Source organism: Actinacidiphila glaucinigra (genome assembly GCF_035918135.1).
In the GTDB taxonomy this organism is placed as follows: Bacteria; Actinomycetota; Actinomycetes; order Streptomycetales; family Streptomycetaceae; genus Actinacidiphila; species Actinacidiphila glaucinigra.
Genome location: NZ_CP109144.1, coordinates 8,288,932 through 8,313,214 on the forward strand (window position 1 = coordinate 8,288,932; position 24,283 = coordinate 8,313,214).

The following is a 24,283-nucleotide window of genomic DNA, read 5'->3' on the forward strand; positions in this document are numbered from 1 at the left end:
GTCACACCTGTTGCTGGCCGCCGTCGACGAAGAGCTCCACCCCGGTGACGAAGGTGCTCTCGTCGGACGCGAGGAAGGCGACCACGCCGGCGACCTCCTCGGGCCGGCCCAGCCGTCCGAGCGGCACCGCGGCGACCAGGGTGTCCAGCAGGCGGCCGTCCTCGTCGGGACCGGGCGCCAGAGTGTGGATCCCCGGGGTCTCGACCGGTCCCGGGCTCAGGGTGTTCACCCGGATGGCGCGCCCCTTGAGCTCGTTCGCCCAGGTCCGGGCGAAGGAGCGCACCGCGGCCTTGGAGGCGCTGTAGACGGTGAACGCCTCGGCCCCGCCGCTGCCCGCCGTCGAGCCGGTGAGGATGACCGAGGCGCCGTCGTTGAGGAGCGGCAGCGCCTTCTGCACGGTGAAGAGCACGCCCTTCACGTTCGCCCCGAAGGTGTCGTCGAAGTCCTGCTCCGTCACTTCCTCCAGGCGGGCCATCCCGCCCCCGCCCGCGTTGGCGAAGAGGACGTCGATCCGCCGTCCCGCGGCCTCGACCCGGGCGTACAGCCGGTCCAGGTCGGCGGGGACGGCGACGTCCCCCCGCACTCCGGTGGCCCTGTCCCGGCCGATCGCCGAGACCGCCGCGCGCACCTCCGGCTCGCGGCGGCCGGTGAGGAAGACATGCGCTCCCTCGGCCGCCAGGCGCTCGGCGGCCGCCAGCCCGATGCCGCTGGTCCCACCGGTGACCACCGCGGTCTTCCCGTCGAAACGACCCATCGCCTGACCTCCAGCGTCCTCGTGAGCAGTATCCGGCGGCCCGGCCGCCGCCGCTCGGCGGGTGGCGGCGGCCGGGTGCCGGTGCCCGGGGGAGTCCGCGGGGCGTACGCGACGAGGGTGTCAGGGCCGTACGAAGCGGCCCTTCCGCCGGAACCGGGACCACATCGGGCACTTCGGTGCCCTCCGCGGGCGCTTCGGCTTCGCATCTGTGCAACTGCGCGTACTCCCCCCGGATTTCGTCTTGTCACCCGGGTGTGATCGCCACCAGGGTGCAGGGCGAGCCGCGGGCGCGATGGTGCGCCGAGCATCCGATGTCCCACTACCGAGCCCGGGGTCACGCCGGGCTGCCGGAGGCATTCGTCCATGTCAACACGCATACGGCCCAGACCGGTTCACCGCACCGGCCGCACCGGCCTGTCCCTCCTGCTGGCCGCCGCCGTCGCCCTGGGCGTCACCGGCCTGACCGCCCCCGCCCACGCCGCCGACCCCACCACCGGCACCGGGACGGCGCCGGCACCGCGGCCCTCCACCGCCACCCCCGCCCTGGTCGACGGCCTGGCCGACCCCGCCGACGCCTCCGTGCCCGCCGCCACCGCCGCCCGCGCCCACCTGGCCGGCCACAAGGACCGCTACCGCATCCCCGCCCCCGACCGCGACCTGGCCACCGACACCGTCACCACCGGCCCCGACGGCACCGAGACCGTCCGCCTCGGCCAGAAGTACCGCGGCATCCCCGTCCTGGGCGCCCAGTACCTCGTCCGCATGACCCACAAGGACGGCAAGCGCACCGTCACCGGCACCTCCGGCAGCTACTTCACCGCCCTCGACCTCGACACCACCCGCCCCACCCTCCCCGCACCCACCGCCGTGCAGAACGCGGTGCGGCAGGTGCGGGAGGAACTGGCGAAGGGCGGTTACCGCCCGGCGCACGCCAAGAGCGCCAAGGACGGCCTGACCGGCACCGACCGCGGGCTGACCGTGCTGCCCACCGGCAAGGGCGTGCTGGCCCGCCACGTCACCGTGCGCGGCACCGACCCGGCCACCGGCTCGCCCGTGGTCCAGGAGGTCTTCGTCGACGCCGCCACCGGCATCGCGGTCTTCGAGTACGGAGGTCTGCCCACCTTCGCCCCGACGGCCTCCGCCGGCGCCGCCGCGCAGCGCAGCGGAACGTCCATGCGCAGCGGCACCCCGATGCGCGGCGGCGCGCCCGCCGCTCCCGCGACGGGTTCGACGGGCGTCACCGGCAGCGGTGTCCTCCTCCACGGCGCCACCGTGCCGCTGAACCTCACCAAGGACGCCGCCGGCGGCGGGTACCTGCTGCGCGACTCCGCGCACATGGCCGACAGCAAGGGCCGCAACGTCATCCAGACCTGGGACGCCTCCAGCGTCTGGTACCAGGATGTGTCGGGGCAGTGGCCCGAGAGCGTCGTGCCGTTCGCGATGCCGACCACGAAGGCGCCGCAGGAGATGACCGACAGCGGGGCCGTGGACGCCCACTGGGCGGCCGGGAAGGTCTACGAGTTCTATCGCGGCACCTTCGAGCGGGACAGCCTCGACGGCAAGGGCATGGCCATCAACTCCCTCGTCGGCGTCACGGACTTCGGTTCGCCGTTCGTCAACGCCTTCTGGGACCACACCAAGATGGTCTACGGCACCGGTGACGACGAGTACCGCTCCCTCGCCTCCGACCTGGACGTCGTCGGCCACGAGATGACCCACGGCGTCGTCGAGCACACCGCCGACCTGGTCTACGCCGGCCAGTCCGGCGCCATGAACGAGGCCATCGCCGACTACCTCGGCAACGCCATCGACGTCACCGTGAACCGCACCTCCATGACCGACCCCGAGGCGAGCCTGATCGGCGGCGACCTCTGCCGGACCCGGGCACCGGAGGACTGCGCCTTCCGCGACCTCAACGACGGCGCCACGACGAAGGGCTTCCTCGGGCTGCCCCTCGGCTCCTCGTACGACAACGGCGGCGTGCACGTCAACTCCACGATCTTCAGCGGCGCGCTGTGGGACATCCGCGAGAGCCTGGGCGGCGAACTCGCCGACCAGATCGTGTACAAGGCGCTCACCTCCTACATCACCCCCCTCGACGGCTTCGACGAGGGCCGGGACGCGGTCATCGCCGCCGCCAGGTCGCTGCACGTCAAGGGCGACCGCATGGCCAAGGTGAAGAAGGCCTTCGACGCCCACGGCATCGTCCCCGGCTGGGAGAAGGACCTCGGCCTGGACAGCGACGTGCTCCTCGGCCGGCTCGGCACCCTGATGTCGTTCGTCGGCACCGGCAACGTCCCCAGCGCGCGCGGCGACTGGTGGGCCGCCCCCAAGTCCAGCGCCGACGGCACCGAGCCGTACGCGGTGTGGACCGGCCGGACCGACGGCAAGGGCAAGCCCCGCCGGATCTCCCCGGTCGACGGGCGCTCGCACCTCAGCCCGGTCACCGACGGCAAGCGTGTGGTGTGGGTGGCGGTCGGCGACGTCCCCGGTGACGACCCCTGGGCGCGCACCTACGACATCCTGTCCGCGCCCGTGGGCGGTGGCCCCGTCAAGACCCTGTACAGCACCGGCACGGAGATCAGCGGCCTGAGCGTGGACGGCGACACGGTCGCCTGGTCCCGCCGTGACGAGGCGACCTCGCTGCAGCGGGTCCTGTACGTGAAGGGCGGCGACACCACGCCCCGCGAGGTGCCGGTCGGCCGCGACTACAACCAGACGGTCGAACCCGCCGTCAAGGACGGGCGCATCGCGTACATCCACGACGGGCTGTTCGACGGCACCTACGGGATCGTCATGGAGGTCTTCGACACCAGGACGGGGAAGACCACGGCCCTCGGCGCGCCCTCGCAGCCGGAGTGGATCAGCACGCCGGTGATCACCGCGGCCGGTGTGTACTGGCTGATCGACACCGACTACACCGACGACGACTTCACCACCCTGCGCCGGGCGTCCGTCGACGGCTCCACCGTCACCGACGTCATCGCGGAGAAGGGCCCGCGTCCCGTCCGGGCGTACGGCCTCACGGCGTCGGACACCGCGGTCACGCTGACCCTGTACTCCTCGTTCTCGCAGGTCTTCGACGACTACAACGACTCGCTGGCCAAGCTCTGGCAGTTCACCCCGCAGGGCGACCCGCTGGGCCGGGTCTCCTGCAGCCACGGCCAGCAGTCCAACGCCGCCGCGGGCACCGGGAGCCGGGTCCTGTGGATGGACACCACCACCACGGACACCGACCTGGTGACCCGGGCCCGCCCCGCGGGCACCTGCCGCTGAGCGGCCGCGACACCGCACCACCCCGACGGGGGCCCGGACCGGCACACGCCGGACCGGGCCCCCGCCGGCCGTTCCGCGAGGCGTACGATCATGAGCCGGTGCGCGGACGTACAGGGGTGGCAGGCGGCATGGATGTCTCGTCGGGAGGCCCTTGGGCGGGTACGGGGCTGGATCCCCTGGGCGCACGGGTCCTGGAGTACCTGGTGGGCCACCCCTCGGCGGACGCCGCCGCGGTGGCCGACGCGGTCGGCACGTCCGCCGGCGGGGCCGAGCGCGCCCTGCGGGTCCTCGAGGACGAACTCCTGGTCATCCGCATCCCCGGCGGGTCCCCGCGCTGGAAGGCCGGCCCGCCGCGCTCCTCGCTGGGTTCGCTGCTCGCCCGCCGGCGGAGCGAACTGGCCCGCACGGAGCTGTTCATGGAGCAGCTCGACGAGCTCTACCGCTCCGCCGCGCACCCCGGCGCACCCGACCTGGTGGAGGTGCTGGAGCACGGCGACGAGGTGGCCGCCCGCTACGCGCACCTGCTGAAGGGCAGCAGGAGCGAGGTGCTGCACCTGGCCAAACCACCGTATGTGACGGAGACCGCTGACGACTCGGGGCACCGGGACCCGGACCGCACCGTCGTCGCCCCCGGAGTGCGGCTGCGGTCGGTGTACGAGGCCGACGGATTCACCGACGAGGTGTCCCTGGAGACCGCGATCCGCGGCACCGCGGTGGGGGGTGAATTCCGCCTCGGCACACGGCTCCCCGTGAAGCTGGCCCTCTTCGACCGGACCGCCGCCCTCCTCCCGCTCCACGGCGACCGCCCCTCGGCGGGCTCGCTGGTGGTGCACTCCCCGGCCCTGATCGAGGTGTGCGTGGCGCTCTTCGAGGGCATCTGGGAACGCGCGACGCCGGTCTCGCTGGAGAGCCGCCAGGACTGGCCCGCCCCGCGCCGCGAGCGTGAGGCGGTCGAGACCGACGAACGGACCCGGGAGATCCTCCACCTCATGGCCACGGGGATGAAGGACGACGCCATCGCCCGGGTGCTCGGCGTGAGCCGCCGGACGGTGCAGAAACACGTCAGCGAGGCGGGTACCGCCCTCGGCGCCCGGACGCGGTTCCAGATCGCGCTCCTCGCGCGTGAACGCGGCTGGCTGGACGGCTGAGTCAGCCCCGCACGGCCGTGGACGATTCCTTGGGCTGCGCTATACGCGCTGTTTGCCTGATATGGAACATTCAATCACTGTAAGCAGCACATATTGGTGCAAACCTGGAGTGTATGCGTATTTCGGAGCTGTCGAATCCGTACGGCGCGACCGGCGCACGACCGACCGCGGGCGAGATCGTGGACCGCACCTGGCGCATGCTGATCGGCGGCGCGGCGACCGAAGCGGCCTCGGGCGACACCATGGACGTCATCAACCCCGCGGACGAGACCGTGGTGACCCGGATACCCCTCGGCGGCGCCGCCGACATCGACGCCGCGGTCGAGGCGGCCCTGACGGCGGCGCCCGGCTGGGCGGCGACCTCCATGGCGGACCGGGCACGGGTGCTGGTCGCGCTCGCGGAGGCGATCGAGGCGCACGGCGAGGAACTGGCCTGGACCGACACCATCGACAACGGCAGCCCGATCGGGGTCATGCAAGGCGACTTCCGCGCGGCCGTCTCCCAGCTGCGCTACTTCGCCGGACTCGCCCTCCAACTGCGCGGCGAGACCATCCCCATGTCCGACCACGACGCCCTCGACTACACACTGCGCGACCCCTTCGGCGTCGTCGGACGGATCGTCCCCTGGAACCACCCCCTGTTGTTCGCGGCCGCCCGCATCGCCGCGCCCCTCCTCGCCGGCAACACCGTCGTCCTGAAGCCCGCCGAGGCGACCTCGCTGTCCGCGCTGCGCCTGGGGGAGCTGGCCGCCGGCCTCGTCCCGCCCGGCGTGCTGAACATCGTGCCGGGCATCGGCCCCGATGCGGGCGAGCGGCTGGTGACCCACCCCGACGTCCCGCGCATCGCGTTCACCGGCTCGTCCACCACGGGACGCCGCGTCCAGGCGCGCGCGGCGAGCGCCGCGGTCAAGACCGTCACCCTCGAACTGGGCGGCAAGAACCCGCTGATCGTCTTCGCCGACGCCGACGTGCACGCGGCGGTCGACGGCGCGATGGCGGGCATGAACTTCACCTGGCAGGGCCAGAGCTGCGGATCCACCTCGCGCCTGCTCGTCCACAGCTCGCTGTACGAGGACGTCGTGACCGAGGTGGGCAGGCGCATGGACGCCATGCGCCTCGGGGACCCGGCGGACCCCGCCACGGACATCGGCCCCCTGGTCTCGGCCGAGCACTACCGCAAGGTGACCTCCTACATCCGGGCGGGGCTCTCCGACCCCGCCCTCCGCCTCGTCGCGGGCGGCAGCGCCCTGCACCGCCCCGGCTACTACGTCCGGCCCACCCTCTTCTCCGCCCCCGCCGGCCCCTCCGGGCCGCTGTTCCAGGAGGAGATCTTCGGCCCGGTGCTGGTGGCGGCGCCCTTCGAGTCGTACGACCAGGCGATCACCGAGGCCAACGCACTGCCGTACGGCCTGACCGCCAGCGTCTGGACCACCGACCTGCACACCGCCATGGCCGCCGCCCGCGACCTGCGCGCCGGCTACGTGTGGGTCAACGCCAGCTCGGCGCACTTCCCCGGGGCCGCCTTCGGCGGGGTGAGGAACTCGGGCGTCGGCCGCGAGGAGGGCATGGAGGAGCTGGAGTCCTACACCCAGCCGAAGAACGTCTACGTGCGGTTCTGAGCCCGCTCCCCGCTTCCCCTCCCCGGCACCACCGGGCCGGCCCGCCGTCCGCGCCCGCCCGGAAACCCCCGACGCGGCCCGGCGTCCGCGCCCCGGGGCCGCGCCGCCCTGAGCGCCGCCCAGTTCCCACGGGTGCCGTCAAAGTGCCGTCAAGGCGCTCCGGGCCCGCGTCAGGAACCCGCTAACGAACCCTGTCGGGGCTACTTCGGGGCGCTTCGCTACGTACACCGGTTTTTCACCGGCGCCGCGGGCCCGACCGGGTACGCGGCATCGTCCCCACACGACTTCCGGGGTGTCTTCCGCATGCCAGATGTGGCCTTCATCGTCCTCACCGTCGCTGTCTTCGCCGTGCTCGGCCTCGTGGCCAAGGGGGCGGAGCGGCTGTGAGCATCGAAAACGTCGTCGGACTCGTCGTCGCCGTGGCCCTGGTCGGTTACCTGGTGCTGGCACTGATCTACCCGGAGAAGTTCTAGTGAACGACACCCTCGCGGGCTGGCTCCAGATCCTCGCGCTGGTCGGCGCGCTGGCCCTGACCTACCGGCCGCTGGGCGACTACATGGCCCACACCCTCACCTCCGCCAAGCACCTGCGCGTCGAGCGCTTCGCGTACCGGCTCGGCGGGGTCGACGGTGACGCGGACCAGAAGTGGTCCGTCTACCTGCGGAGCGTGCTGGCCTTCTCGGCCGTCTCCGTCCTCTTCCTCTACGGCTTCATGCGGCTGCAGAACCACCTGCTGCTGTCCATAGGCATGCCTGCGGTGACGCCCGGCGTGTCCTTCAACACGGCCGCCTCGTTCGTCACCAACACCAACTGGCAGTCCTACTCCGGTGAGTCCACGATGGGCCACCTGGTGCAGATGTCCGGTCTCGCGGTGCAGAACTTCGTGTCGGCCGCCGTCGGCGTCGCCGTCGTCGCGGCCCTCATCCGGGGCTTCACCCGCAAGAAGACCGACCGCATCGGCAACTTCTGGGTGGACCTCACCCGGATCACCGTGCGCGTGCTGCTCCCGCTCGCCTTCGTCTTCGCGATCGTGCTGGTCGCCGGCGGCGTCGTGCAGAACTTCCACGGCGTCGAGTCGATCTCGACCCTCGTCGGCGACCACCAGAGCCTGACCGGTGGCCCGGTGGCCTCCCAGGAGGCCATCAAGGAGCTGGGCACCAATGGCGGCGGCTTCTACAACGCCAACTCCGCCCACCCCTTCGAGAGCCCCAACCCCTTCACCAACTGGCTGGAGATCTACCTCCTGCTGGTGATCGCCACCTCCCTGCCGCGCACCTTCGGCCGCATGGTCGGCGACAACCGCCAGGGCTACGCGATCATCGCCGTGATGGGCGTGATCTGGGCCGCCTCGGTCGCCATCATCACGGTGAACGAGCTGCACAGCGTGAGCAGCCAGGCCGGCCACGTGGCGGGCGGCATGATGGAGGGCAAGGAGCAGCGGTTCGGTGTGTGGGGGTCTGCGCTGTTCGCGGCGTCGACGACCCTCACCTCCACGGGCGCGGTCAACTCCTTCCACGATTCGTACTCGCCGATCGGCGGCGGGATGACGATCTTCAACATGATGCTCGGTGAGATCGCCCCCGGTGGTACCGGCTCAGGCCTCTACGGCATCCTCATCCTGGCGATCATCGCGGTCTTCGTGGCCGGCCTGATGGTCGGCCGCACCCCGGAGTACCTGGGCAAGAAGCTCGGCGGCCGGGAGATGAAGTTCGCCTCCCTCTACATCCTCACCACCCCGGCGATCGTCCTGATCGGTTCCGGCCTCGCCATGGCGATGCCGGGTCAGCGCGCGGGCATGCTCAACTCCGGTGCGCACGGCTTCTCCGAGGTGCTGTACGCCTTCACCTCGGCCGCCAACAACAACGGCTCGGCCTTCGCGGGCCTGACCGTCAACACCGACTGGTACAACACCGCGCTCGGCCTGGCCATGCTGTTCGGCCGCTTCCTGCCGATCGTGTTCGTCCTGGCGCTGGCCGGCTCCCTGGCCCGGCAGCAGCCGGTGCCGGCCACGGCGGGAACGCTGCCCACCCACCGGCCGCAGTTCGTCGGCCTGCTGACGGCCGTGATCCTGATCGTCGTCGGCCTCACCTACTTCCCGGCCCTGGCGCTGGGTCCGCTCGCGGAAGGTCTGTCCTGATGTCCCTGACCACCCTCGAACCCCCCGCGTCGCCGGGGGGCGCCCCGACCGAGCCGCAGCAGCCGCACCGGGTCTCCGGCGGCATGATGGACCCGAAGCAGCTCCTCACGTCGCTGCCGGACGCGGTCAAGAAGCTCGACCCCCGGGTCATGATCAAGAACCCGGTCATGTTCGTGGTCGAGGTCGGCGCGGTCCTGACCACCCTCTCGGCGATCAAGGACCCCAGTGTCTTCGCCTGGGTCATCACCGTGTGGCTCTGGCTGACCGTGATCTTCGCCAACCTCTCCGAGGCCGTCGCCGAGGGCCGTGGCAAGGCCCAGGCCGAGACCCTGCGGCGGACGAAGACCCACACCGTCGCCCGCCGGCTGATCGACTGGCGGCCGGGGGCCACCTCGCTCCGCGAGGAGGAGGCCCCGGCCTCCGGCCTGAAGCTGGGCGACCACGTCGTCGTCGAGGCCGGGCAGATCATCCCCGGTGACGGCGATGTCGTCGAAGGCGTCGCGTCGGTCGACGAGTCGGCGATCACGGGTGAGTCGGCCCCGGTCATCCGGGAGTCCGGTGGCGACCGCAGCGCGGTCACGGGCGGTACCAAGGTGCTGTCGGACCGGATCGTCGTCCGCATCACCTCCAAGCCCGGTGAGACCTTCATCGACCGGATGATCGCCCTGGTGGAGGGCGCGGCCCGGCAGAAGACGCCCAACGAGATCGCGCTGAACATCCTGCTGGCCTCGCTGACCATCGTCTTCCTGCTCGCGGTCGTCACCCTGCAGCCGTTCGCGATCTACGCGGGCGCCGAGCAGAGCATCGTCATCCTCGCGGCGCTCGTCGTCGCGCTCATCCCGACGACGATCGGCGGCCTGCTGTCGGCGATCGGCATCGCCGGCATGGACCGCCTGGTGCAGCGCAACGTGCTCGCCATGTCCGGCCGCGCCGTCGAGGCCGCCGGCGACGTGAACACCCTGCTGCTCGACAAGACCGGCACCATCACCCTCGGCAACCGCCAGGCGTCGGAGTTCCTGCCGGTCAAGGGCAACACGGCCGCCGAACTGGCCGACGCAGCGCAGCTGTCGTCGCTGGCCGACGAGACGCCCGAGGGCCGCTCCGTCGTCGTCCTGGCCAAGGAGAGGTACGGCCTGCGGGCCCGCCACGAGGGCGAGCTCGGGCACGCCGAGTTCGTCCCCTTCACCGCGCAGACCCGTATGTCCGGCGTCGACGTCGACGGCCGCCAGGTCCGCAAGGGCGCCGCGTCCGCGGTGACCGCGTGGGTCGCCGAGAACGGCGGCCAGGCGGGCGAGGAGGTGCAGTCCCTGGTCGACCGCATCTCGCAGTCCGGTGGTACGCCGCTCGTCGTGGCGGTCAAGGAGAACGGCGCGGCCCGCGTCCTGGGTGTCATCCACCTGAAGGACGTCGTCAAGGAGGGCATGCGCGAGCGGTTCGACGAGCTGCGGCGGATGGGCATCCGCACGGTCATGATCACGGGTGACAACCCGCTGACGGCCAAGGCGATCGCCGACGAGGCGGGTGTGGACGACTTCCTCGCGGAGGCCACGCCCGAGGACAAGATGGCGCTGATCAAGCGGGAGCAGGCGGGCGGCAAGCTTGTCGCGATGACCGGTGACGGCACCAACGACGCCCCGGCGCTGGCCCAGGCCGACGTGGGCGTGGCCATGAACACCGGCACCTCGGCCGCCAAGGAGGCCGGGAACATGGTGGACCTGGACTCCGACCCCACCAAGCTGATCGAGATCGTCGAGATCGGCAAGCAGCTGCTCATCACCCGCGGCGCGCTGACCACCTTCTCCATCGCCAACGACGTCGCGAAGTACTTCGCGATCATCCCGGCGATGTTCGCGGTCGCCTACCCGGGCCTGGACAAGCTCAACATCATGCAGTTGCACAGCCCGGCGTCGGCGATCACCTCGGCGATCATCTTCAACGCCCTGATCATCGTCGTGCTGATCCCGCTCGCCCTGCGTGGCGTGCGCTACCGGCCCTCGTCGGCCTCCTCGCTGCTGACCCGCAACATCTGGGTCTACGGCCTGGGCGGTCTCGTGCTGCCGTTCGCCGGCATCAAGGTGATCGACCTGATCATCCAGTTCATCCCCGGCCTCAGCTGACAGAAGAAGGCGATCCATCATGTTCGGCTCACTGCCCTCAGTGGTGCGCAACCACGTGGCAGCCCTGCGGATGCTGCTGGTGTTCACGGTGCTCCTGGGCATCGCCTACCCGCTGGCGGTCACCGGCGTCGCCCAGGCGGCGTTCTCCGACCAGGCCAACGGCTCCACGATCACCCAGGACGGCAAGACCGTCGGTTCCAGCCTCATCGGCCAGAACTTCACCCTCCCCAAGAAGAACCCGGACGACGCCGAGGAGGTCGCCCAGCCGGACCCGAAGTGGTTCCAGCCGCGTCCCGGCGGCTACGACCCGCTCGTCACCGGCGCCTCCAACCTCGGCCCGAACGACGAGGACCTGGTGAAGACCATCAAGGAACGCCGGGCCGCGGTCGCCGAGTTCGACGGCGTCGCCCCCGAGGACGTGCCGGTCGACGCCGTCACGGCCTCCGGCTCAGGCCTCGACCCCCACATCTCGCCCGAGTACGCCCGCGAGCAGGTCGAGCGGGTCGCCCAGGCCCGCAGCCTGGACGCTGCAGCCGTGCGCAAGCTGGTGGAGGACCACGTCCAGGGCCGGGTCCTCGGCTTCCTCGGCGCGGAACGGGTCAACGTCGTGGAACTCAACCGGGCGCTGACCGAGCTGAAGTGACGTTCCGTCATTGTGGAACCGCCCGCACAACGCCGCCCGGCGGCGCAGGGACCACCTGCGCCGCCGGGCGGCGTGCCACCCGTACAAGGAGGGACATCCGGTGACGCAGTCAGTCGTCCCGGCCCCGGCCGGCACCCCCCGGGGACGGCCCGGCAGACTCAAGGTCTTCCTCGGGGCGGCCCCCGGAGTCGGCAAGACCTACCGCATGCTCGACGAGGCCCGCCGCCGGGCCGCCCGCGGCACCGATGTGGTCGTGGGGTACGTCGAGTGCCACAAGCGGCCGCGCACGGAAGAGATGCTGGACGGTCTGGAGACCGTGCCGCGTGCGGAACGCGACTACCGCGGCACCGCCTTCACCGAGATGGACCTCGATGCCGTCCTCGCCCGCGCACCCCAGGTGGCGCTCGTCGACGAGATGGCCCACACCAACGTTCCCGGCGGACGTCACGCCAAGCGCTGGCAGGACATCGAGGTGCTCCTCAAGGCGGGGATCGACGTGATCACCGCCGTCAACATCCAGCACCTGGAGTCGCTCAACGACGTCGTCGAGAAGATCACCGGCGTCCCGCAGCGGGAGACCGTCCCGGACGAGGTCGTGCGCCGCGCCGACCAGATCGAGCTGGTCGACATGCCCGCCGACGCGCTGCGCCGCCGCATGGCGCACGGCAACGTCTACGCCCCGGAGAAGGTCGACGCGGCCCTGTCGAACTACTTCCGCGTCGGCAACCTCACCGCGCTGCGCGAACTCGCCCTGCTCTGGGTCGCCGGACGCGTGGACGAGGCGCTGCAGAAGTACCGCTCCGAGCACGGCATCGGGCGCGTCTGGGAGACCCGGGAGCGCGTCGTCGTCGCCGTGACCGGCGGCCCGGAGGGCGCGACCCTCATCCGCCGGGCCGCCCGCATCGCGGCCCGGTCCGCCGGCGGTGACCTGCTCGCCGTCCACATCGTCCGCAGCGACGGCCTCGCCGACACCTCACCCGCCGCGCTGGCCAAACAGCGGGCCCTCGTCGAGAGCCTCGGCGGCACCTTCCACTCGGTCGTCGGCGACCACGTCCCCGACGCGCTCCTGGACTTCGCGCGGGCCGAGAGCGCCACCCAACTGGTCATGGGCACCAGCCGGCGCGGCCGTCTCGCCCAGTTCCTGACCGGACGAGGCGTCGGCGAGACCATCGTGGAACGCTCCGGCGACATCGACGTCCACATGGTCACCCACGAACGGGCCGGACGCGGCCGCCTCCTGCCCGTGCCCTCCAGCAGCCTGCCCCTGGCCCGCAAGGTGGCCGGACCCGTCGCAGGGTTCGTCCTGCCCGTGCTGCTCACCACGTTCCTCGCCAACACCCGCGGCCATCTCAACCTCACCAGCGAGGCGCTGCTCTTCCTGCTGACCGTGGTCGGCGTCGCCTGCATCGGCGGCGTCGCCTCCGCGATCCTCGCGTCCGTCACCGCGTCGCTGCTGCTGAACTACTACTTCATCCCGCCCATCGGCCGGTTCACCATCGGCGAGACCAACAACGTCCTGGCGCTCGCCGTCTTCGCGCTCGTCGCCGCGACCGTGGCGACGATCGTGGACCGCTCGCTGCGGCTGTCCAGACGCGCCGCCAACGCCACCGCGGAGGCCGAGACGCTGTCCTCCCTCGCAGGCAGCATCCTGCGCGGTGACCAGGCCGTCGAGGCCCTGCTGCACCGCACGCGGGAGGCCTTCGGCATGGAGTCGGCAGAACTCGTGCACCGCTCAGACGGGGGCGCGGCGACGGTGGACGACCCCGCCGAGGGCGGGGTGGCCGTGCCCGTCGGCCCGGACGACGTCCTCGTGCTGCGCGGGCGGCGCCTGGCGGCCTCGGAACGGCGTGTCCTCATCGCGTTCGCCGGGCACGTGGCCTCCGCGCTCGAACGTGCCAGGCTGGCCGAGGCCGCCGCGGAGGTGGAGCCGGTCAGGGCGGCGGACCGGATGCGGACGGCGCTGCTCGCGGCCGTCAGCCACGACCTGCGCACCCCGCTCGCCGGCGCCTGGGCGGCCGTCAGCTCGCTGCGCAGCCGGGAGGTCGAGTTCTCCGCCGAGGACCAGCAGGAGCTGCTGGCCACCGCGGAGGAGTCACTGGACCGGCTCAACCGCCTGGTGGACAACCTGCTCGACATGAGCCGGCTGCAGGCCGGCGCGCTGAGCCTGGTCCTCGAACCCTCCTCGGTCGCCGAAGTGGCCTCGCTCGCCCTGGACAGCCTGGGGGACAGCCACGTCCCCGTGACCACCCAAGGCCTGGATGCCATACCGGACGCGCTGGCCGACGCGCCGCTCCTGGAACGCGTCATCGCCAACCTGGTCACCAACGCGCAGCGGCACGCCCCCGAGGGCACCGCCGTCCTGCTCAGCGCCAGCGCCCTCGGCTCGCGCATCGAGCTGCGCGTCGCGGACCGCGGCCCCGGGCTGCGGCCCGCCGACCGGGAGCGGGTCTTCGAACCCTTCCAGCGGCTCGGCGACACCGACAACACCACCGGCCTCGGCCTCGGGCTCGCCCTCTCCCGCGGGCTGACCGAGGCGATGGGCGGCACCCTCACCCCCGAGGACACCCCCGGCGGAGGTCTCACCATGGTCCTGTCCCTGCCCACCGCCGTCGGTCCGGCCGACCAGCCCGCCGACCCCTTCGGCGGCGAGGAGGCGCTGCAATGAGGCGCGTCCTGATCGTCGACGACGAACCGCAGATCCTGAAGGCACTGGGCATGGACCTGACGGCACGTCACTACGCCGTCGCCACCGCACCCGACGGCACCACCGCACTCCTGCTGGTGTCCCGGCAGCCGCCCGACGCCCTCATCCTCGACCTCGGCCTGCCCGACGTGCCCGGGACCGACATCATCCACGGCGTACGGGCCTGGAGTCCGCTGCCCATCATCGTGGTCTCCGGGCGGACCGGAGCGGCCGACAAGGTCGAGGCCCTCGACGCGGGGGCCGACGACTTCGTCACCAAGCCGTTCTCCATGGACGAGCTGGCCGCCCGGCTGCGCGCCGTGCTGCGCCGCCCGCCCGCGCTGGAGGAGCCCGAGACGGTCACCATCGCGGACTACCGGGTCGACCTGGGCGCGTTCACCGTCGAGCGGCGCGCCGGCACGGGCGACGCCCCGCGGCTCACGCCCACCGAGTGGCGGCTGATCGCCCCGCTGCTGCGCAACCCCGGACGCCTGATCACCGGGCGCCAGCTGCTGCGCGACGTGTGGGGTCCCGGCAACGAGAAGCGCACCAACTACCTGCGCGTCTACCTCGCCACCCTGCGGCACAAGCTGGAGCCGGACCCCGCCCACCCGCGCCACCTGATCACCGTGCCCGGCATGGGCTACCGCTTCGAGCCCTGAACCGCCGCACAACGAGCACCCCGCCCGGTGAGCCCACCGGGCGGGGTGCGTCGTGCGCGTCAGCGCGCTCCGAGGGCCCGCGTCGTCCCGCCGGGCCGACCCGCCCCGGCGGGCCGCCCGACGGCGTAGTGGACGTACTCGCCGAACAGCCGGAAACCGGCCGTCCAGGCCAGCCGGCGGCTGGGCCGGTTCCCGCGCGAGCACGTCCAACAGGGGGTGCGGCCGCGCGCCGCGACGTCGCCGCACAGGCCCGACAGGCACGCGAGCGCCAGACCCTCGCGGCGGTGGCCCCGCAGCGTGACGACCGCGAGGTCCTCGTAGACGTCGCCGAGGAAGTACGTGCACGCCAGCGAGACGAGGCGGCCCGAGCGGAACGCCCCCCACGCGTGGCCCGACGCGGCGAGCCCCTGCGGGCCGCCCCAACTGCGGGTGATCCAGCGGACGTCGTCGCCCGCGGCGGCCACGGCCGGCCCGTCTCCCGGTGCCAGCCTGCGCACCACCGCGTCCCGCGGCGGCCGCCTCCGCGGCACCGGTCGCGACTGCACCCAGATCATCCGCTCCCACGGCACGACGTGTTCGAACGCGGCCCCCAGGACCGGGAGGAAACGCGTGCGGGCCAGGACGTAGCCGTTCGCCAGGGGAGCGAGGGCATCCGGGTCGACGTACCGGGGGTCGCCCTCCAGCAGCACATGGTCCGCGCACGCCACCGCGACGGCGCGCGGCGCGGCCGCCCGGTCCGCCCACCACCGCCCGTTGCCGGTCGCCCGCACATGCTCCGCGAGCGCGACGGGCCCCGGCACCCCGGAGGGGAACCAGCCGTCCAGGGAGGGGACTTCGATCACCGGTGACCACACCTTCCGCGTACACCGTGGTACGTCCTGCGAAACGGACGGCGGCGCGGACCGGGGTCGTCGACCCGGTGGTCCGCGCCGCCGTGGGGAATCAGCCCTGGCCGGGCTTGCCGCCGTGGCCGGCGCCCTTCTTGCGCCTGGCCCTCTTCTTGCGGGCACGCTTGGACACGGGTGACCTCCCTTCAGGTCGTGACGAGCAGGTCGGCGACCCTGCACAGACGGCGCACCGCGTGGTCCTCGACCGCGCTCCTGGCGGCCGGGGCGAGCGTGGCCCGGTCGTAGTGGGCGCCCGGTACGAGTTCGGTCTCCGGGTCGCACAGCCGGGCCACCCGTGCGGCGCCCTCGGCGGCGGGTTCGCCCTCGTGCCCGTACCGCGGCAGCGGACGCGTCCCGTACGCCCCCGGGTGCACGCTCACGGCGGTGACGCCGGCGGGCGCGGCCGCCCGGGTGAAGACGGTGAGCGCGACCTGGGAGCGGGCGTACGCGGCGTGCCGCGAGTAGCGGCGGGAACGGTGCGGGTCGCTCCACGCCGGCACCGCCGACCGGTGCGCCGCGGACGACACGTTGACCACCCGCCCGCCGGGGCGCGCCGTCAGCGGGCCGCCCAGCTCACGGGTGAGCAGGTAGGCCGCGAGGAAGTTCACCTGGAAGGAGATCTCGTGGCCGTCCGCGGTGAGGGTGGGGCGCTCGGGTGCCTCGATCGCCGCGTTGTTGACGAGGACGTCCAGCGCGGGATGCAGGCCGCGCACGGTGGCCGCCAGGTGGCGGACCTCGGAGAGCCGGGTGAAGTCGGCCACCGCCAGGCGCAGCCGGACGCGTCCGATGCCGGCCGCCACCAGCCGTTCCACCGCGTGGTGCGCCGACTCCGTGTCGGGACCGTGGACGATGACCGTGCATCCCCGCTCGGCGAGCAGCCGGGCGGTCTCCCACCCGACGCCGGACGTCGCCCCGGTGACCAGGGCGGTGCGCGGCGGGACGACGGGGACGGCTGACTCAGGCATGGATCACTCCGGATGTCGGTACGCCGCAGCGAGCCGACCACGGAGGTGGGGGCGCGCGCGTACGCGGAACCGAGCGGTCGCGCAGAGCAGCGACCGCGGGACGCCGGTACCTCAGGGCACCGGCAGGACAACAGCGCGCGATACCGGCGGCACCTGATGGGGTGGCCGGTCGTCATGGCGCGGACCGCTGTTCACGTGCTCCATCCAACGCGGCGGCGGATCCGCGGACAAGGTTCCGCGTCGATTCCTGACGACGCCCTGACGAGCGCCCCCGCGCCGCCGGGGCGGCGTGACCGGGGCGGCGTGACCGGGGGCCGTACGGGCACGTCAACGCCGCGTCAGAATCGCCCTCCCGTACCGCAAAGGACCTGTCAGGAGCGCGCCGCCGTCCTCCCGGCGACGGTGTGCTGGTGATTGTCCACCGGTGAACAGACCAGCAGAAGGCACCCGAGCATGCAGCCCCTGGCTCCCTCGACCGACCGCAGCCCGGCCCCGCCCGCGCAGCCGCCCGTACGCCCCGGCGGCAGGCGCAAGGTATCCGCCGGGCTGCTGGATCCCCGGCTGCTCCTGGAGGCGTTGCCCGAGGCGCTGCGCAAGCTCGACCCCCGCCGCATGGTGCGCAACCCCGTCCTCTTCGTCGTCGAGACCGGCGCCGCGCTGACCACCGCCTCGGCGCTCGTGCACCCGAGCGTCTTCGCCTGGGTGATCAGCGCGTGGCTCTGGCTCACCGTCGTCTTCGCCAACCTGGCGGAGGCCCTGGCGGAAGGCCGCGGCAAGGCCCAGGCCGAGTCGCTGCGCCGCACCAGGACCGACACCGTCGCCCGGCGGCTGACCGGCTGGCGCCCCTACGGCCGCGACCACACCGAGGAGACGATCCCCGCCGCCGAGCTGAAGCCGTTCGACGTCGTCCTCGTCGAGGCCGGGGAGACCGTGCCGGGCGACGGGGAGGTCGTCGACGGGATCGCCGCCGTCGACGAGTCGGCCATCACGGGCGAGTCCGCCCCGGTGATCCGGGAGGCCGGCGGCGACCGTTCGGGGGTGACCGGCGGCACGAAGGTGCTCTCCGACCACATCGTCGTGCGTGTCACCTCCCGCCCCGGCCGGACCTTCCTCGACCGCATGATCGCCCTGGTCGAGGGTGCCACCCGGCAGAAGACGCCCAACGAGATCGCCCTCAACATCCTGCTGGTGTCGCTCACGATCGTCTTCATCCTGGTCGTCGTCGCCCTCCAGCCGATGGCCGCCTACGCGGACGCCGCGCAGAGCACCGTCGTCCTCGTGGCCCTGCTGGTCACCCTGATCCCGACGACCATCGGCGCGCTGCTCTCGGCGATCGGCATCGCCGGCATGGACCGCCTCGTGCAGCGCAACGTGCTGGCGATGTCCGGGCGCGCCGTCGAGGCGGCCGGCGACGTCTCCACGCTGCTGCTGGACAAGACCGGGACCATCACCTTCGGCAACCGCCGGGCCGCCGCGTTCATCCCGCTCACCGGCGTCGACACCATGCAGCTCGCGCAGGCCGCGCAGGTCTCCAGCCTCGCCGACGAGACCCCCGAGGGCCGTTCCGTCGTCGTCCTGGCCAAGGAACGGTACGGGCTCCGCGCCCCGACGGAGGGGGAGCTCGGACAGACCCGCTTCGTGCCGTTCACCGCCCGCACCCGCATGAGCGGGGTCGACCTGCGCTGGGAGGACGGCGCGGGCGCCTCCGTACGCAAGGGCGCGGCGGGCACGGTGGCCGGCTGGGTCACCGGTCGCGGCGGCCACGTCCCCGAGGAGGTCGGCCACCTGGTGGACGCCATCGGCGCCTCGGGCGGGACCCCCCTGCTGGTGGCCCTGGACGACTGGAACGGCGCGCGGGTACTCGGCGTCGTCCACCTCAAGGACGTCGTCAAGGACGGCATCCGCGAACGCTTCGCAGAACTGCGGCGGATGGGCGTCCGCACGGTCATGGTCACCGGGGACAACCCGCTCACCGCACGCGCCATCGCCGACGAGGCCGGCGTCGACGACGTCCTCGCCGAGGCGACCCCGGAGGACAAGCTCGCCCTCATCAAGCGGGAGCAGGCGGGCGGCAAGCTTGTCGCGATGACCGGTGACGGCACCAACGACGCCCCGGCGCTGGCCCAGGCCGACGTGGGCGTGGCCATGAACACCGGCACCTCGGCCGCCAAGGAGGCCGGGAACATGGTGGACCTGGACTCCGACCCCACCAAGCTGATCGAGATCGTCGAGGTCGGCAAGCAACTGCTCATCACCCGGGGTGCCCTGACGACCTTCTCCATCGTCAACGACGTGGCGAAGTACTTCGCGATCATCCCCGCGATGTTCGCGGCGGCCTATCCCGGGCTGTCCGCCCTCAACATCATGCGGCTGCACAGCCCGGCGTCCGCGATCACGTCGGCGATCATCTTCAACGCCCTCATCATCGTGGCGTTGATCCCGCTGGCACTGCGCGGCGTCCGTTACACGCCCTCCGCGGCGGGCGACCTGCTGCGGCGCAACCTGCTGGTGTACGCGCTCGGCGGGCTGGCCCTGCCGTTCCTGGGCATCAAGCTCATCGACCTGGCCGTGGTGCAGTTCGTGCCGGGCCTCGGCTGAGCGGGAGGGTCAGCGCCCGTGCGCCCCGGCGCGGTGGACCGGGCCGTGCGCCTCGCCGCAGTGGCCGCCGGCCGCGCCGGCCGCGCCGGCCGGGGTGGCGCCCACGGTGAGGAGTTCGGCGGGCGCGTGGTCGACCTGCAGGGTGGTGTGGGTGAGCCCGTAGTCCGCGCCCAGCAGATGCTCCAGGTCGCGGCGGACGGCGTGGCAGTCTCCGCCCGGCTCGACCAGGACGTGCGCCGACAGCGCCGGCTGGCCGGAGGTGATGGTCCAGATGTGCAGGTCGTGCACCTCGGTGACGGCCGCGTGGGCGGCCAGCCGGTCGCCCACCTCGTCCGGGTCCAGGCCCGCCGGGGCCGCCTCCAGGAAGATCCGCCCCGAGTCGCGCACCAGGCCGCACCCCGCCTTGAGCATGAGGCCGACCACCACGAGCGTCGCGATGGCGTCGGCGCGGACGAAGCCGGTCAGCAGGACGACGAGGCCCGCCACGGCGGTGCCGATGAAGGCGTACAGGTCGTTCAGCACGTGCTGGAACGCGCCCTCGACGTTGAGGGACGTGCGGTTGGCCCGCGACAGGCACCAGGCGGCGCCGATGTTGACGACCACTCCGGCCAGCGCGGTCACCAGGACCGGGCCGCCCGCCACGTCCGGCGGCGAGACGAGCCGCCGCACCGCCTCGTACGCCAGCCACGCGGCGAGCAGCAGCAGGGTGATGCCGTTCGCCTGCGCCGAGAGGATCTCGGCCCGCTTGAGCCCGTACGTGAAACCGCCCCGCGCCGGACGCGCCGCCAGCCGCATCGCCACGAGCGCCAGCACGATGGAGGCGGCGTCGGTGAGCATGTGCGCGGCGTCGGAGAGCAGGGCGAGTGACCCCACCAGCAGCCCGACGACGACCTCGACGGCCATGAAGCCGGCGATCAGGCACAGCGCGAGGCCGAGCCAGCGCCGGTCGGCGTTCTCGGCCACCCCATGCGCGTGACCGTGCCCGTGCCCGTGCTCGTGTGCGTGCTCGTGACCGTGCGCGTTCATGGTGCGGTGACCTCCCCGTTCCAGGTGCGACACCCGCAGGGAAGCACATGGGTGCCGTGATCGGCAAAGACTGCACCGGTGACCGTTGTCAACTTCGATAAGGCGACGGTGACCTGCGCCGATGCGCGGCGGGTCGCGGAGCGGACGGCGCCCCCGGCCGTGCCCGGCGCCGGGGGCACCGGGAGGCGGTGAGCCTCCCGGGCGCCCCCGGCGGGGTCAGGGGTTCGGGCTCGCTCCTCGGGCCGTGAGCATCCCGGCCATCAGGCGGATCTCCGCCTCCTGGCCCTCGACCATGCCCGCCGCCAGGCGGCGCACCTGGTCGGTCCGCGCGAGGTCCGCGGCCGCGGCCGCCATCTCCACACCGCCCTTGTGGTGGGCGGTGAGCAGGTGGAGGTAGAGGACCGCGGCGGCCCTGCCGCGGGCCGCCCCGAGGCGTCGCAGGTCGGCGTTCGTGGCCATGCCGGGCATCAGCGACCCGTCGTGCGGGGAGTAGGCCATGTCGTGGCCCATCCACCCCATGGGCGGCTGCGAGGACGACTTGGGCAGCCTCCAGACGTCCAGCCAGCCCAGCAGCATGCCGCGCTGGTTGGCCTGGGTGTTGATGACGTCGTAGGCGAGCCTGCGGACGTCCTCGTCGTCCGTGCGGTCGCGGACGATCAGTGACATCTCCACCGCCTGCTGGTGGTGGATCGCCATGTCGCGCGCGAAACCGGCGTCCGGCGAGTCCGTGCCCGGGGTGCCCCCGCTGCTGGGCCGCGCCGTCAGCAGGGTGAAGGCCAGGGCCGCGAGCACGACCAGCGCCATGCCGCCGGCGGGCACGAGCAGCGGCCTGCCCGCGCCCCGGGCGGCGGTCACGAGGCCTTGCCCCCGGTGCAGGGCGCGCCGGGCTCCGGGGTCTGGTCGCCCTGCACATAGGTGTCGAAGAACGTCGCCACGCGCGGGTCGTCCGCCTTGGTGACGCCCAACTGGTGGCCCCACGCGGTGAGGGTGATCGGCGAGGCCTGGTCCGCGTACGGGCTCATCAGCGAGTAGGGGGTCTTCGAGACCCGGGCGCTGAGCGTCTTGACGTCGGCGTCCGTCGCCTTGCCGGTGTACGTCACCCACACCGCGCCGTGCTCCAGGGCGTGCACGGCGTTCTCATTGGCGAGGGGCTTGTCGTAGACGTCGCCGTTGCAGTTCTGCCAGACGGGGCTGTGGTCGCCGCCGGCAGGCGGGCTCATGGGGTAGTCGACGGTCTTGTCGACGTGGTTCTGCGTGAGGCCGGACCACGTCTTCTCCCCGCTGACGGAACCGGCCGCCGCGGACTTCGCGTCGCCGCCGCCGCTGTCGTTCGCGGCGTTGACGAGGTAGACGCCGCCGCCGACCAGACCCACGAGGACGGCCGCGCAGGCGGTGATGGTGATGAATCGGTTGCGGCGTTCGCGGGCCTGCTCCTGGCGGCGTATCTCCTCGACGCGCGCGCGGCGGTCGGCGGCCCTGGCCTTGGAATGGGGGGAACCCATGGCATGTCCTGATTCCCCGCCGCGTCGGCGACGCGGCGGTGCTGGTGGAAGGGTCGGATGACGTACGGCGCGCACCGGCGGTCGCCACCGGTGCGGTCGGCCCTTCTACGTCCGCTGGATCTGGAGCATGTGCAGGTCGAGGGAGCGCACGATGCCGGGGGACGGCGCGCCCAGTCCCGCGGCGGCGACCGCGGGCGGCCACACCGACGGCGGTTCCGCGCCGGGGAGGTGCGGCAGGGGAGCGGAGCCCAGGGTCACCGGCGTGTGCTCCGCGGGGGAGCAGCCGTTGCCGCGCCCGCCGGGGTCGTGGGCGTCCGTGCAGATCTCGTCGGCGACGTACGCGAGGTGCGAGGAGACGAGGGTGCGGACCGGGCCGTACGCGTCTTGCGGAGGCCCGGCGTGACCGCAGATCCCGAGGGCGGCGAGCAACCCGCACAGGACCAGGACAACACCGCTCAGGCGGGCGGGTATCGCACCGCCTCGGCCGGCTCCTCCGTCACTGCGCATCGCGGCAGATCGTACCCGCCGCCGCGCGCCGTACCCGCGCCGGGTGCGCTCCGGCGGGAAACCGGCGTGCCCGCCACCGGGGAGCCGTGCCAGGCTGCTCCGCATGGACGTTCGCCTGCAGCCGTGGTCGGAGGGAGCCCTTCCGCTCCTCCGGCTGATCAACACCCATGAGATGCGGCGGCACGTCGGCGGCCCGGAGCCCGAGGAGCTGCTGCTCGCCCGGCACGAGCGCTACCTCGCCCTGCCGGAAGCCGGTCTGGGCCGCATGTACGCCGTACTCCTCGGCGAGGAGCCGGTCGGCAGCATCGCCTACCACCGCCGCGACTGGCAGGGCGAGGCGATCTACGAAACCGGGTGGAACGTCCTGCCGCCGTACCAGGGCAGGGGCGTCGCCTCCGCCGCCGGTGCCGCACTGGTGGCCGTCGTCCGCGAGAACGCCCGCGAGGCGGGCGCTCCCCGCGCGCTGCACGCCTTCCCGTCCGTGCGCAACGCCCCGTCGAACGCCCTGTGCCGCCGCCTCGGGTTCGCCCTGCTGGGCGCCTGCGACTTCGAGTACCCGAGGGGCAGCGGCACGATGATGCGCAGCAACGACTGGCGCCTCGAACTCGCCGTGCCGCACCGGGCGGTGCCGCGCTGAGGCACGCGACCGGGCCCGTCGCGCCGCCCCCGGCCCCGCGCCACCCCCGACCGCGGCACCTCCCCGGCAAAAACCTCGGACCGTCGACGGCCGCGCGCTCGAGTGCGCGCTCTGAGCCTCCGGGTCAACGGCGGTGGCGGGCGCGGCGTTTGGGTGAGCGGCGGTCGGTCACCAGGAAGACGACCAGCAGTGCCGCGACGACGCAGATCGCCACCGTCTCGGCCGTGAAGAGCAGTTCGCCGATCCCTCGGTCCCTCGCCTCCACGGGAGGGAGGTAGACCTCCCGCGACGGACCGCCGGAGGGCGCGCCGTAGGGCAAGTGGAGGCGCAGGGGCGCCGCGCGTAGGCTCATCGCCGGCCAGTATCGCGGCTTCGGTCCCGCCGCGGGACGAGTCGGCCGGCAAGGGGGCGCCCGGGCCGGCGCCGCGCGCCGGGTCAGTCGGTGAGCGCCGGGTGTGCGGCCGGGCGGCGCAGGAGCCATCGCAGGAACGTCCGCCGCGGCGGCCGCGCCCGCACCTTCCCGAACTCCAGCTCGCCCGCCAGCACCACGCGCAGTGCGACCGGTGCCGACGGGCCGGCCGCGGGCCTGATATCCACCGTGCCGAAAGCGACGGTCAGTTCGTCGGCGTCCACCACGATGCCGGGCCGGGTCACGAGCACCAGGGAACTGCCGCGGACGTCCACGTCGATGCGGAGGGTGTCCTGCGTGACCACTGCGTGGGTGAAGTCCAGTACCACCTCGCCCCACTCCGACCGGACCTCCATGCGCCGCGGCACGACCCACCGGTCGACGCGGCGGTACGAGCCCCCGCGGTTGTCGACGCGGACCACGTCCTTGACGTCCGGGGCGGCGGTACGCGCCGTCCCGGCGGCGGCGGGCAGGTCGGCGGTGAGCGGGGCCAGTTCGTCGAGCGTACGGGCCGACAGGGCGGCCTCCAGGCGCTCGTCCAGCTCGGCGGCGGACAGCAGCCCGTCGCCCGCGGCCACGGTCAGGACGTCCACCACCCGGTCGCGGTCCGCGTGCGAGGCCCGCAACGGGGGCGGCGCGAGCGGCGCGCCCGCAGCGGACGGCACACCGGTGGGCCGGATCTCTCCCGGCATGTCCTCACCCCGTTCCGGTCG

20 protein-coding genes are annotated in these 24,283 nt (G+C 72.9%); 11 read left to right on the forward strand and 9 right to left on the reverse strand.

Going from position 1 to position 24,283, the window contains the following annotated elements; translation table 11 throughout:
• Window position 1: 1 nt before the first annotated feature.
• Window positions 2–754, reverse strand: a complete 753-nt coding sequence (locus tag OIE69_RS37725; protein WP_326579411.1) for an SDR family NAD(P)-dependent oxidoreductase — start codon at window positions 752–754, stop codon at window positions 2–4.
• Between the two features lie 363 nt (window positions 755–1,117).
• Here OIE69_RS37725 and OIE69_RS37730 point away from each other — a divergent pair, with 363 nt between their 5' ends.
• The 9 genes from OIE69_RS37730 to OIE69_RS37770 all read left to right on the forward strand — a co-directional run bounded on the left by OIE69_RS37730 (window position 1,118) and on the right by OIE69_RS37770 (window position 15,039).
• The gene (locus tag OIE69_RS37730; protein ID WP_326579413.1) at window positions 1,118–4,030 is read left to right on the forward strand and encodes a M4 family metallopeptidase; all 2,913 of its coding nucleotides are present in this window, start codon (window positions 1,118–1,120) and stop codon (window positions 4,028–4,030) included.
• A gap of 128 nt (window positions 4,031–4,158) precedes the next feature.
• The gene (locus OIE69_RS37735) at window positions 4,159–5,178 is read left to right on the forward strand and encodes a helix-turn-helix transcriptional regulator (protein WP_326579414.1); all 1,020 of its coding nucleotides are present in this window, start codon (window positions 4,159–4,161) and stop codon (window positions 5,176–5,178) included.
• Window positions 5,179–5,291: 113 nt separating this feature from the next.
• Window positions 5,292–6,797 carry an aldehyde dehydrogenase family protein gene (locus tag OIE69_RS37740; RefSeq protein WP_326579415.1) on the forward strand — a complete coding sequence of 502 codons (1,506 nt, stop codon included), beginning with the start codon at window positions 5,292–5,294 and terminating at the stop codon, window positions 6,795–6,797.
• Between the two features lie 383 nt (window positions 6,798–7,180).
• Complete coding sequence (kdpF, locus tag OIE69_RS37745; RefSeq protein ID WP_326579416.1) at window positions 7,181–7,270, forward strand: K(+)-transporting ATPase subunit F; 90 nt, start codon at window positions 7,181–7,183, stop codon at window positions 7,268–7,270.
• On the forward strand, window positions 7,270–8,934 hold the full coding sequence (gene kdpA / locus OIE69_RS37750; protein WP_326579418.1) for a potassium-transporting ATPase subunit KdpA: 1,665 nt from the start codon (window positions 7,270–7,272) through the stop codon (window positions 8,932–8,934). Before kdpF ends, kdpA begins: the two co-directional genes overlap by 1 nt.
• Window positions 8,934–11,051 carry a potassium-transporting ATPase subunit KdpB gene (gene kdpB / locus OIE69_RS37755; RefSeq protein WP_392567618.1) on the forward strand — a complete coding sequence of 706 codons (2,118 nt, stop codon included), beginning with the start codon at window positions 8,934–8,936 and terminating at the stop codon, window positions 11,049–11,051. The genes kdpA and kdpB (OIE69_RS37755) overlap by 1 nt, the downstream gene beginning before the upstream one ends.
• A gap of 19 nt (window positions 11,052–11,070) precedes the next feature.
• On the forward strand, window positions 11,071–11,694 hold the full coding sequence (gene kdpC, locus OIE69_RS37760) for a potassium-transporting ATPase subunit KdpC (protein WP_326579420.1): 624 nt from the start codon (window positions 11,071–11,073) through the stop codon (window positions 11,692–11,694).
• Between the two features lie 100 nt (window positions 11,695–11,794).
• The gene (locus OIE69_RS37765) at window positions 11,795–14,359 is read left to right on the forward strand and encodes a sensor histidine kinase (protein WP_326579421.1); all 2,565 of its coding nucleotides are present in this window, start codon (window positions 11,795–11,797) and stop codon (window positions 14,357–14,359) included.
• Complete coding sequence (locus tag OIE69_RS37770) at window positions 14,356–15,039, forward strand: response regulator (protein ID WP_326579423.1); 684 nt, start codon at window positions 14,356–14,358, stop codon at window positions 15,037–15,039. Before OIE69_RS37765 ends, OIE69_RS37770 begins: the two co-directional genes overlap by 4 nt.
• A 59-nt stretch (window positions 15,040–15,098) precedes the next feature.
• Here the strand turns inward: OIE69_RS37770 and OIE69_RS37775 are convergent, their stop codons facing one another.
• A complete protein-coding gene (locus OIE69_RS37775) occupies window positions 15,099–15,881 on the reverse strand; it encodes a GNAT family N-acetyltransferase (protein ID WP_326579424.1) in 783 nt (260 codons plus the stop codon).
• A gap of 191 nt (window positions 15,882–16,072) precedes the next feature.
• Window positions 16,073–16,891 carry an SDR family NAD(P)-dependent oxidoreductase gene (locus tag OIE69_RS37780; protein ID WP_326579425.1) on the reverse strand — a complete coding sequence of 273 codons (819 nt, stop codon included), beginning with the start codon at window positions 16,889–16,891 and terminating at the stop codon, window positions 16,073–16,075.
• A 453-nt stretch (window positions 16,892–17,344) separates the two neighbouring features.
• On the opposite strand from OIE69_RS37780, the gene kdpB (OIE69_RS37785) reads away from it, so the two are divergent.
• Entirely contained in the window at window positions 17,345–19,489 is a 2,145-nt protein-coding gene (gene kdpB, locus OIE69_RS37785) for a potassium-transporting ATPase subunit KdpB (protein WP_326579426.1), read from the forward strand.
• A gap of 9 nt (window positions 19,490–19,498) precedes the next feature.
• On the opposite strand, the gene OIE69_RS37790 is transcribed toward kdpB (OIE69_RS37785), so the two are convergent.
• The 4 genes from OIE69_RS37790 to OIE69_RS37805 form a co-directional block, all read right to left on the reverse strand.
• Window positions 19,499–20,515: a cation diffusion facilitator family transporter gene (locus tag OIE69_RS37790; protein WP_326579427.1), complete on the reverse strand. Its 1,017-nt coding sequence runs from the start codon at window positions 20,513–20,515 to the stop codon at window positions 19,499–19,501.
• A gap of 216 nt (window positions 20,516–20,731) precedes the next feature.
• Entirely contained in the window at window positions 20,732–21,370 is a 639-nt protein-coding gene (locus OIE69_RS37795) for a DUF305 domain-containing protein (RefSeq protein ID WP_326579429.1), read from the reverse strand.
• Window positions 21,367–22,017, reverse strand: a complete 651-nt coding sequence (locus tag OIE69_RS37800) for a DUF3105 domain-containing protein (RefSeq protein WP_326579431.1) — start codon at window positions 22,015–22,017, stop codon at window positions 21,367–21,369. The genes OIE69_RS37795 and OIE69_RS37800 overlap by 4 nt, the downstream gene beginning before the upstream one ends.
• Window positions 22,018–22,122: 105 nt before the next feature.
• A complete protein-coding gene (locus OIE69_RS37805) occupies window positions 22,123–22,524 on the reverse strand; it encodes a hypothetical protein (RefSeq protein ID WP_326579433.1) in 402 nt (133 codons plus the stop codon).
• 103 nt (window positions 22,525–22,627) lie between these two features.
• Here OIE69_RS37805 and OIE69_RS37810 point away from each other — a divergent pair, with 103 nt between their 5' ends.
• Entirely contained in the window at window positions 22,628–23,161 is a 534-nt protein-coding gene (locus OIE69_RS37810; protein ID WP_326579435.1) for a GNAT family N-acetyltransferase, read from the forward strand.
• A gap of 124 nt (window positions 23,162–23,285) precedes the next feature.
• Here OIE69_RS37810 and OIE69_RS37815 read toward each other — a convergent pair whose 3' ends face one another.
• Together OIE69_RS37815 and OIE69_RS37820 are read right to left on the reverse strand one after the other, a co-directional pair.
• Window positions 23,286–23,513 (reverse strand): hypothetical protein, encoded by a 228-nt coding sequence (locus OIE69_RS37815; protein ID WP_326579437.1) that lies wholly within the window; start codon window positions 23,511–23,513, stop codon window positions 23,286–23,288.
• Window positions 23,514–23,596: 83 nt separating this feature from the next.
• Window positions 23,597–24,262 (reverse strand): DUF1707 SHOCT-like domain-containing protein, encoded by a 666-nt coding sequence (locus OIE69_RS37820; protein WP_326579439.1) that lies wholly within the window; start codon window positions 24,260–24,262, stop codon window positions 23,597–23,599.
• Between the last annotated feature and the right edge of the window lie 21 nt (window positions 24,263–24,283).

Coding starts and splice junctions, on each gene's coding strand:
- kdpB (WP_392567618.1), top strand. CDS start 8,934: ATGTCCCTGACCACCCTCGAACCCCCCGCGTCGCCGGGGGGCGCCCCG.
- OIE69_RS37810 (WP_326579435.1), top strand. CDS start 22,628: ATGGACGTTCGCCTGCAGCCGTGGTCGGAGGGAGCCCTTCCGCTCCTC.
- OIE69_RS37805 (WP_326579433.1), bottom strand. CDS start 22,524: ATGCGCAGTGACGGAGGAGCCGGCCGAGGCGGTGCGATACCCGCCCGC.
- OIE69_RS37770 (WP_326579423.1), top strand. CDS start 14,356: ATGAGGCGCGTCCTGATCGTCGACGACGAACCGCAGATCCTGAAGGCA.
- OIE69_RS37740 (WP_326579415.1), top strand. CDS start 5,292: ATGCGTATTTCGGAGCTGTCGAATCCGTACGGCGCGACCGGCGCACGA.
- OIE69_RS37790 (WP_326579427.1), bottom strand. CDS start 20,515: ATGAACGCGCACGGTCACGAGCACGCACACGAGCACGGGCACGGGCAC.
- kdpC (WP_326579420.1), top strand. CDS start 11,071: ATGTTCGGCTCACTGCCCTCAGTGGTGCGCAACCACGTGGCAGCCCTG.
- OIE69_RS37735 (WP_326579414.1), top strand. CDS start 4,159: ATGGATGTCTCGTCGGGAGGCCCTTGGGCGGGTACGGGGCTGGATCCC.
- OIE69_RS37800 (WP_326579431.1), bottom strand. CDS start 22,017: ATGGGTTCCCCCCATTCCAAGGCCAGGGCCGCCGACCGCCGCGCGCGC.
- OIE69_RS37815 (WP_326579437.1), bottom strand. CDS start 23,513: ATGAGCCTACGCGCGGCGCCCCTGCGCCTCCACTTGCCCTACGGCGCG.
- kdpB (WP_326579426.1), top strand. CDS start 17,345: ATGCAGCCCCTGGCTCCCTCGACCGACCGCAGCCCGGCCCCGCCCGCG.
- OIE69_RS37725 (WP_326579411.1), bottom strand. CDS start 754: ATGGGTCGTTTCGACGGGAAGACCGCGGTGGTCACCGGTGGGACCAGC.
- OIE69_RS37730 (WP_326579413.1), top strand. CDS start 1,118: ATGTCAACACGCATACGGCCCAGACCGGTTCACCGCACCGGCCGCACC.
- OIE69_RS37820 (WP_326579439.1), bottom strand. CDS start 24,262: ATGCCGGGAGAGATCCGGCCCACCGGTGTGCCGTCCGCTGCGGGCGCG.
- OIE69_RS37780 (WP_326579425.1), bottom strand. CDS start 16,891: ATGCCTGAGTCAGCCGTCCCCGTCGTCCCGCCGCGCACCGCCCTGGTC.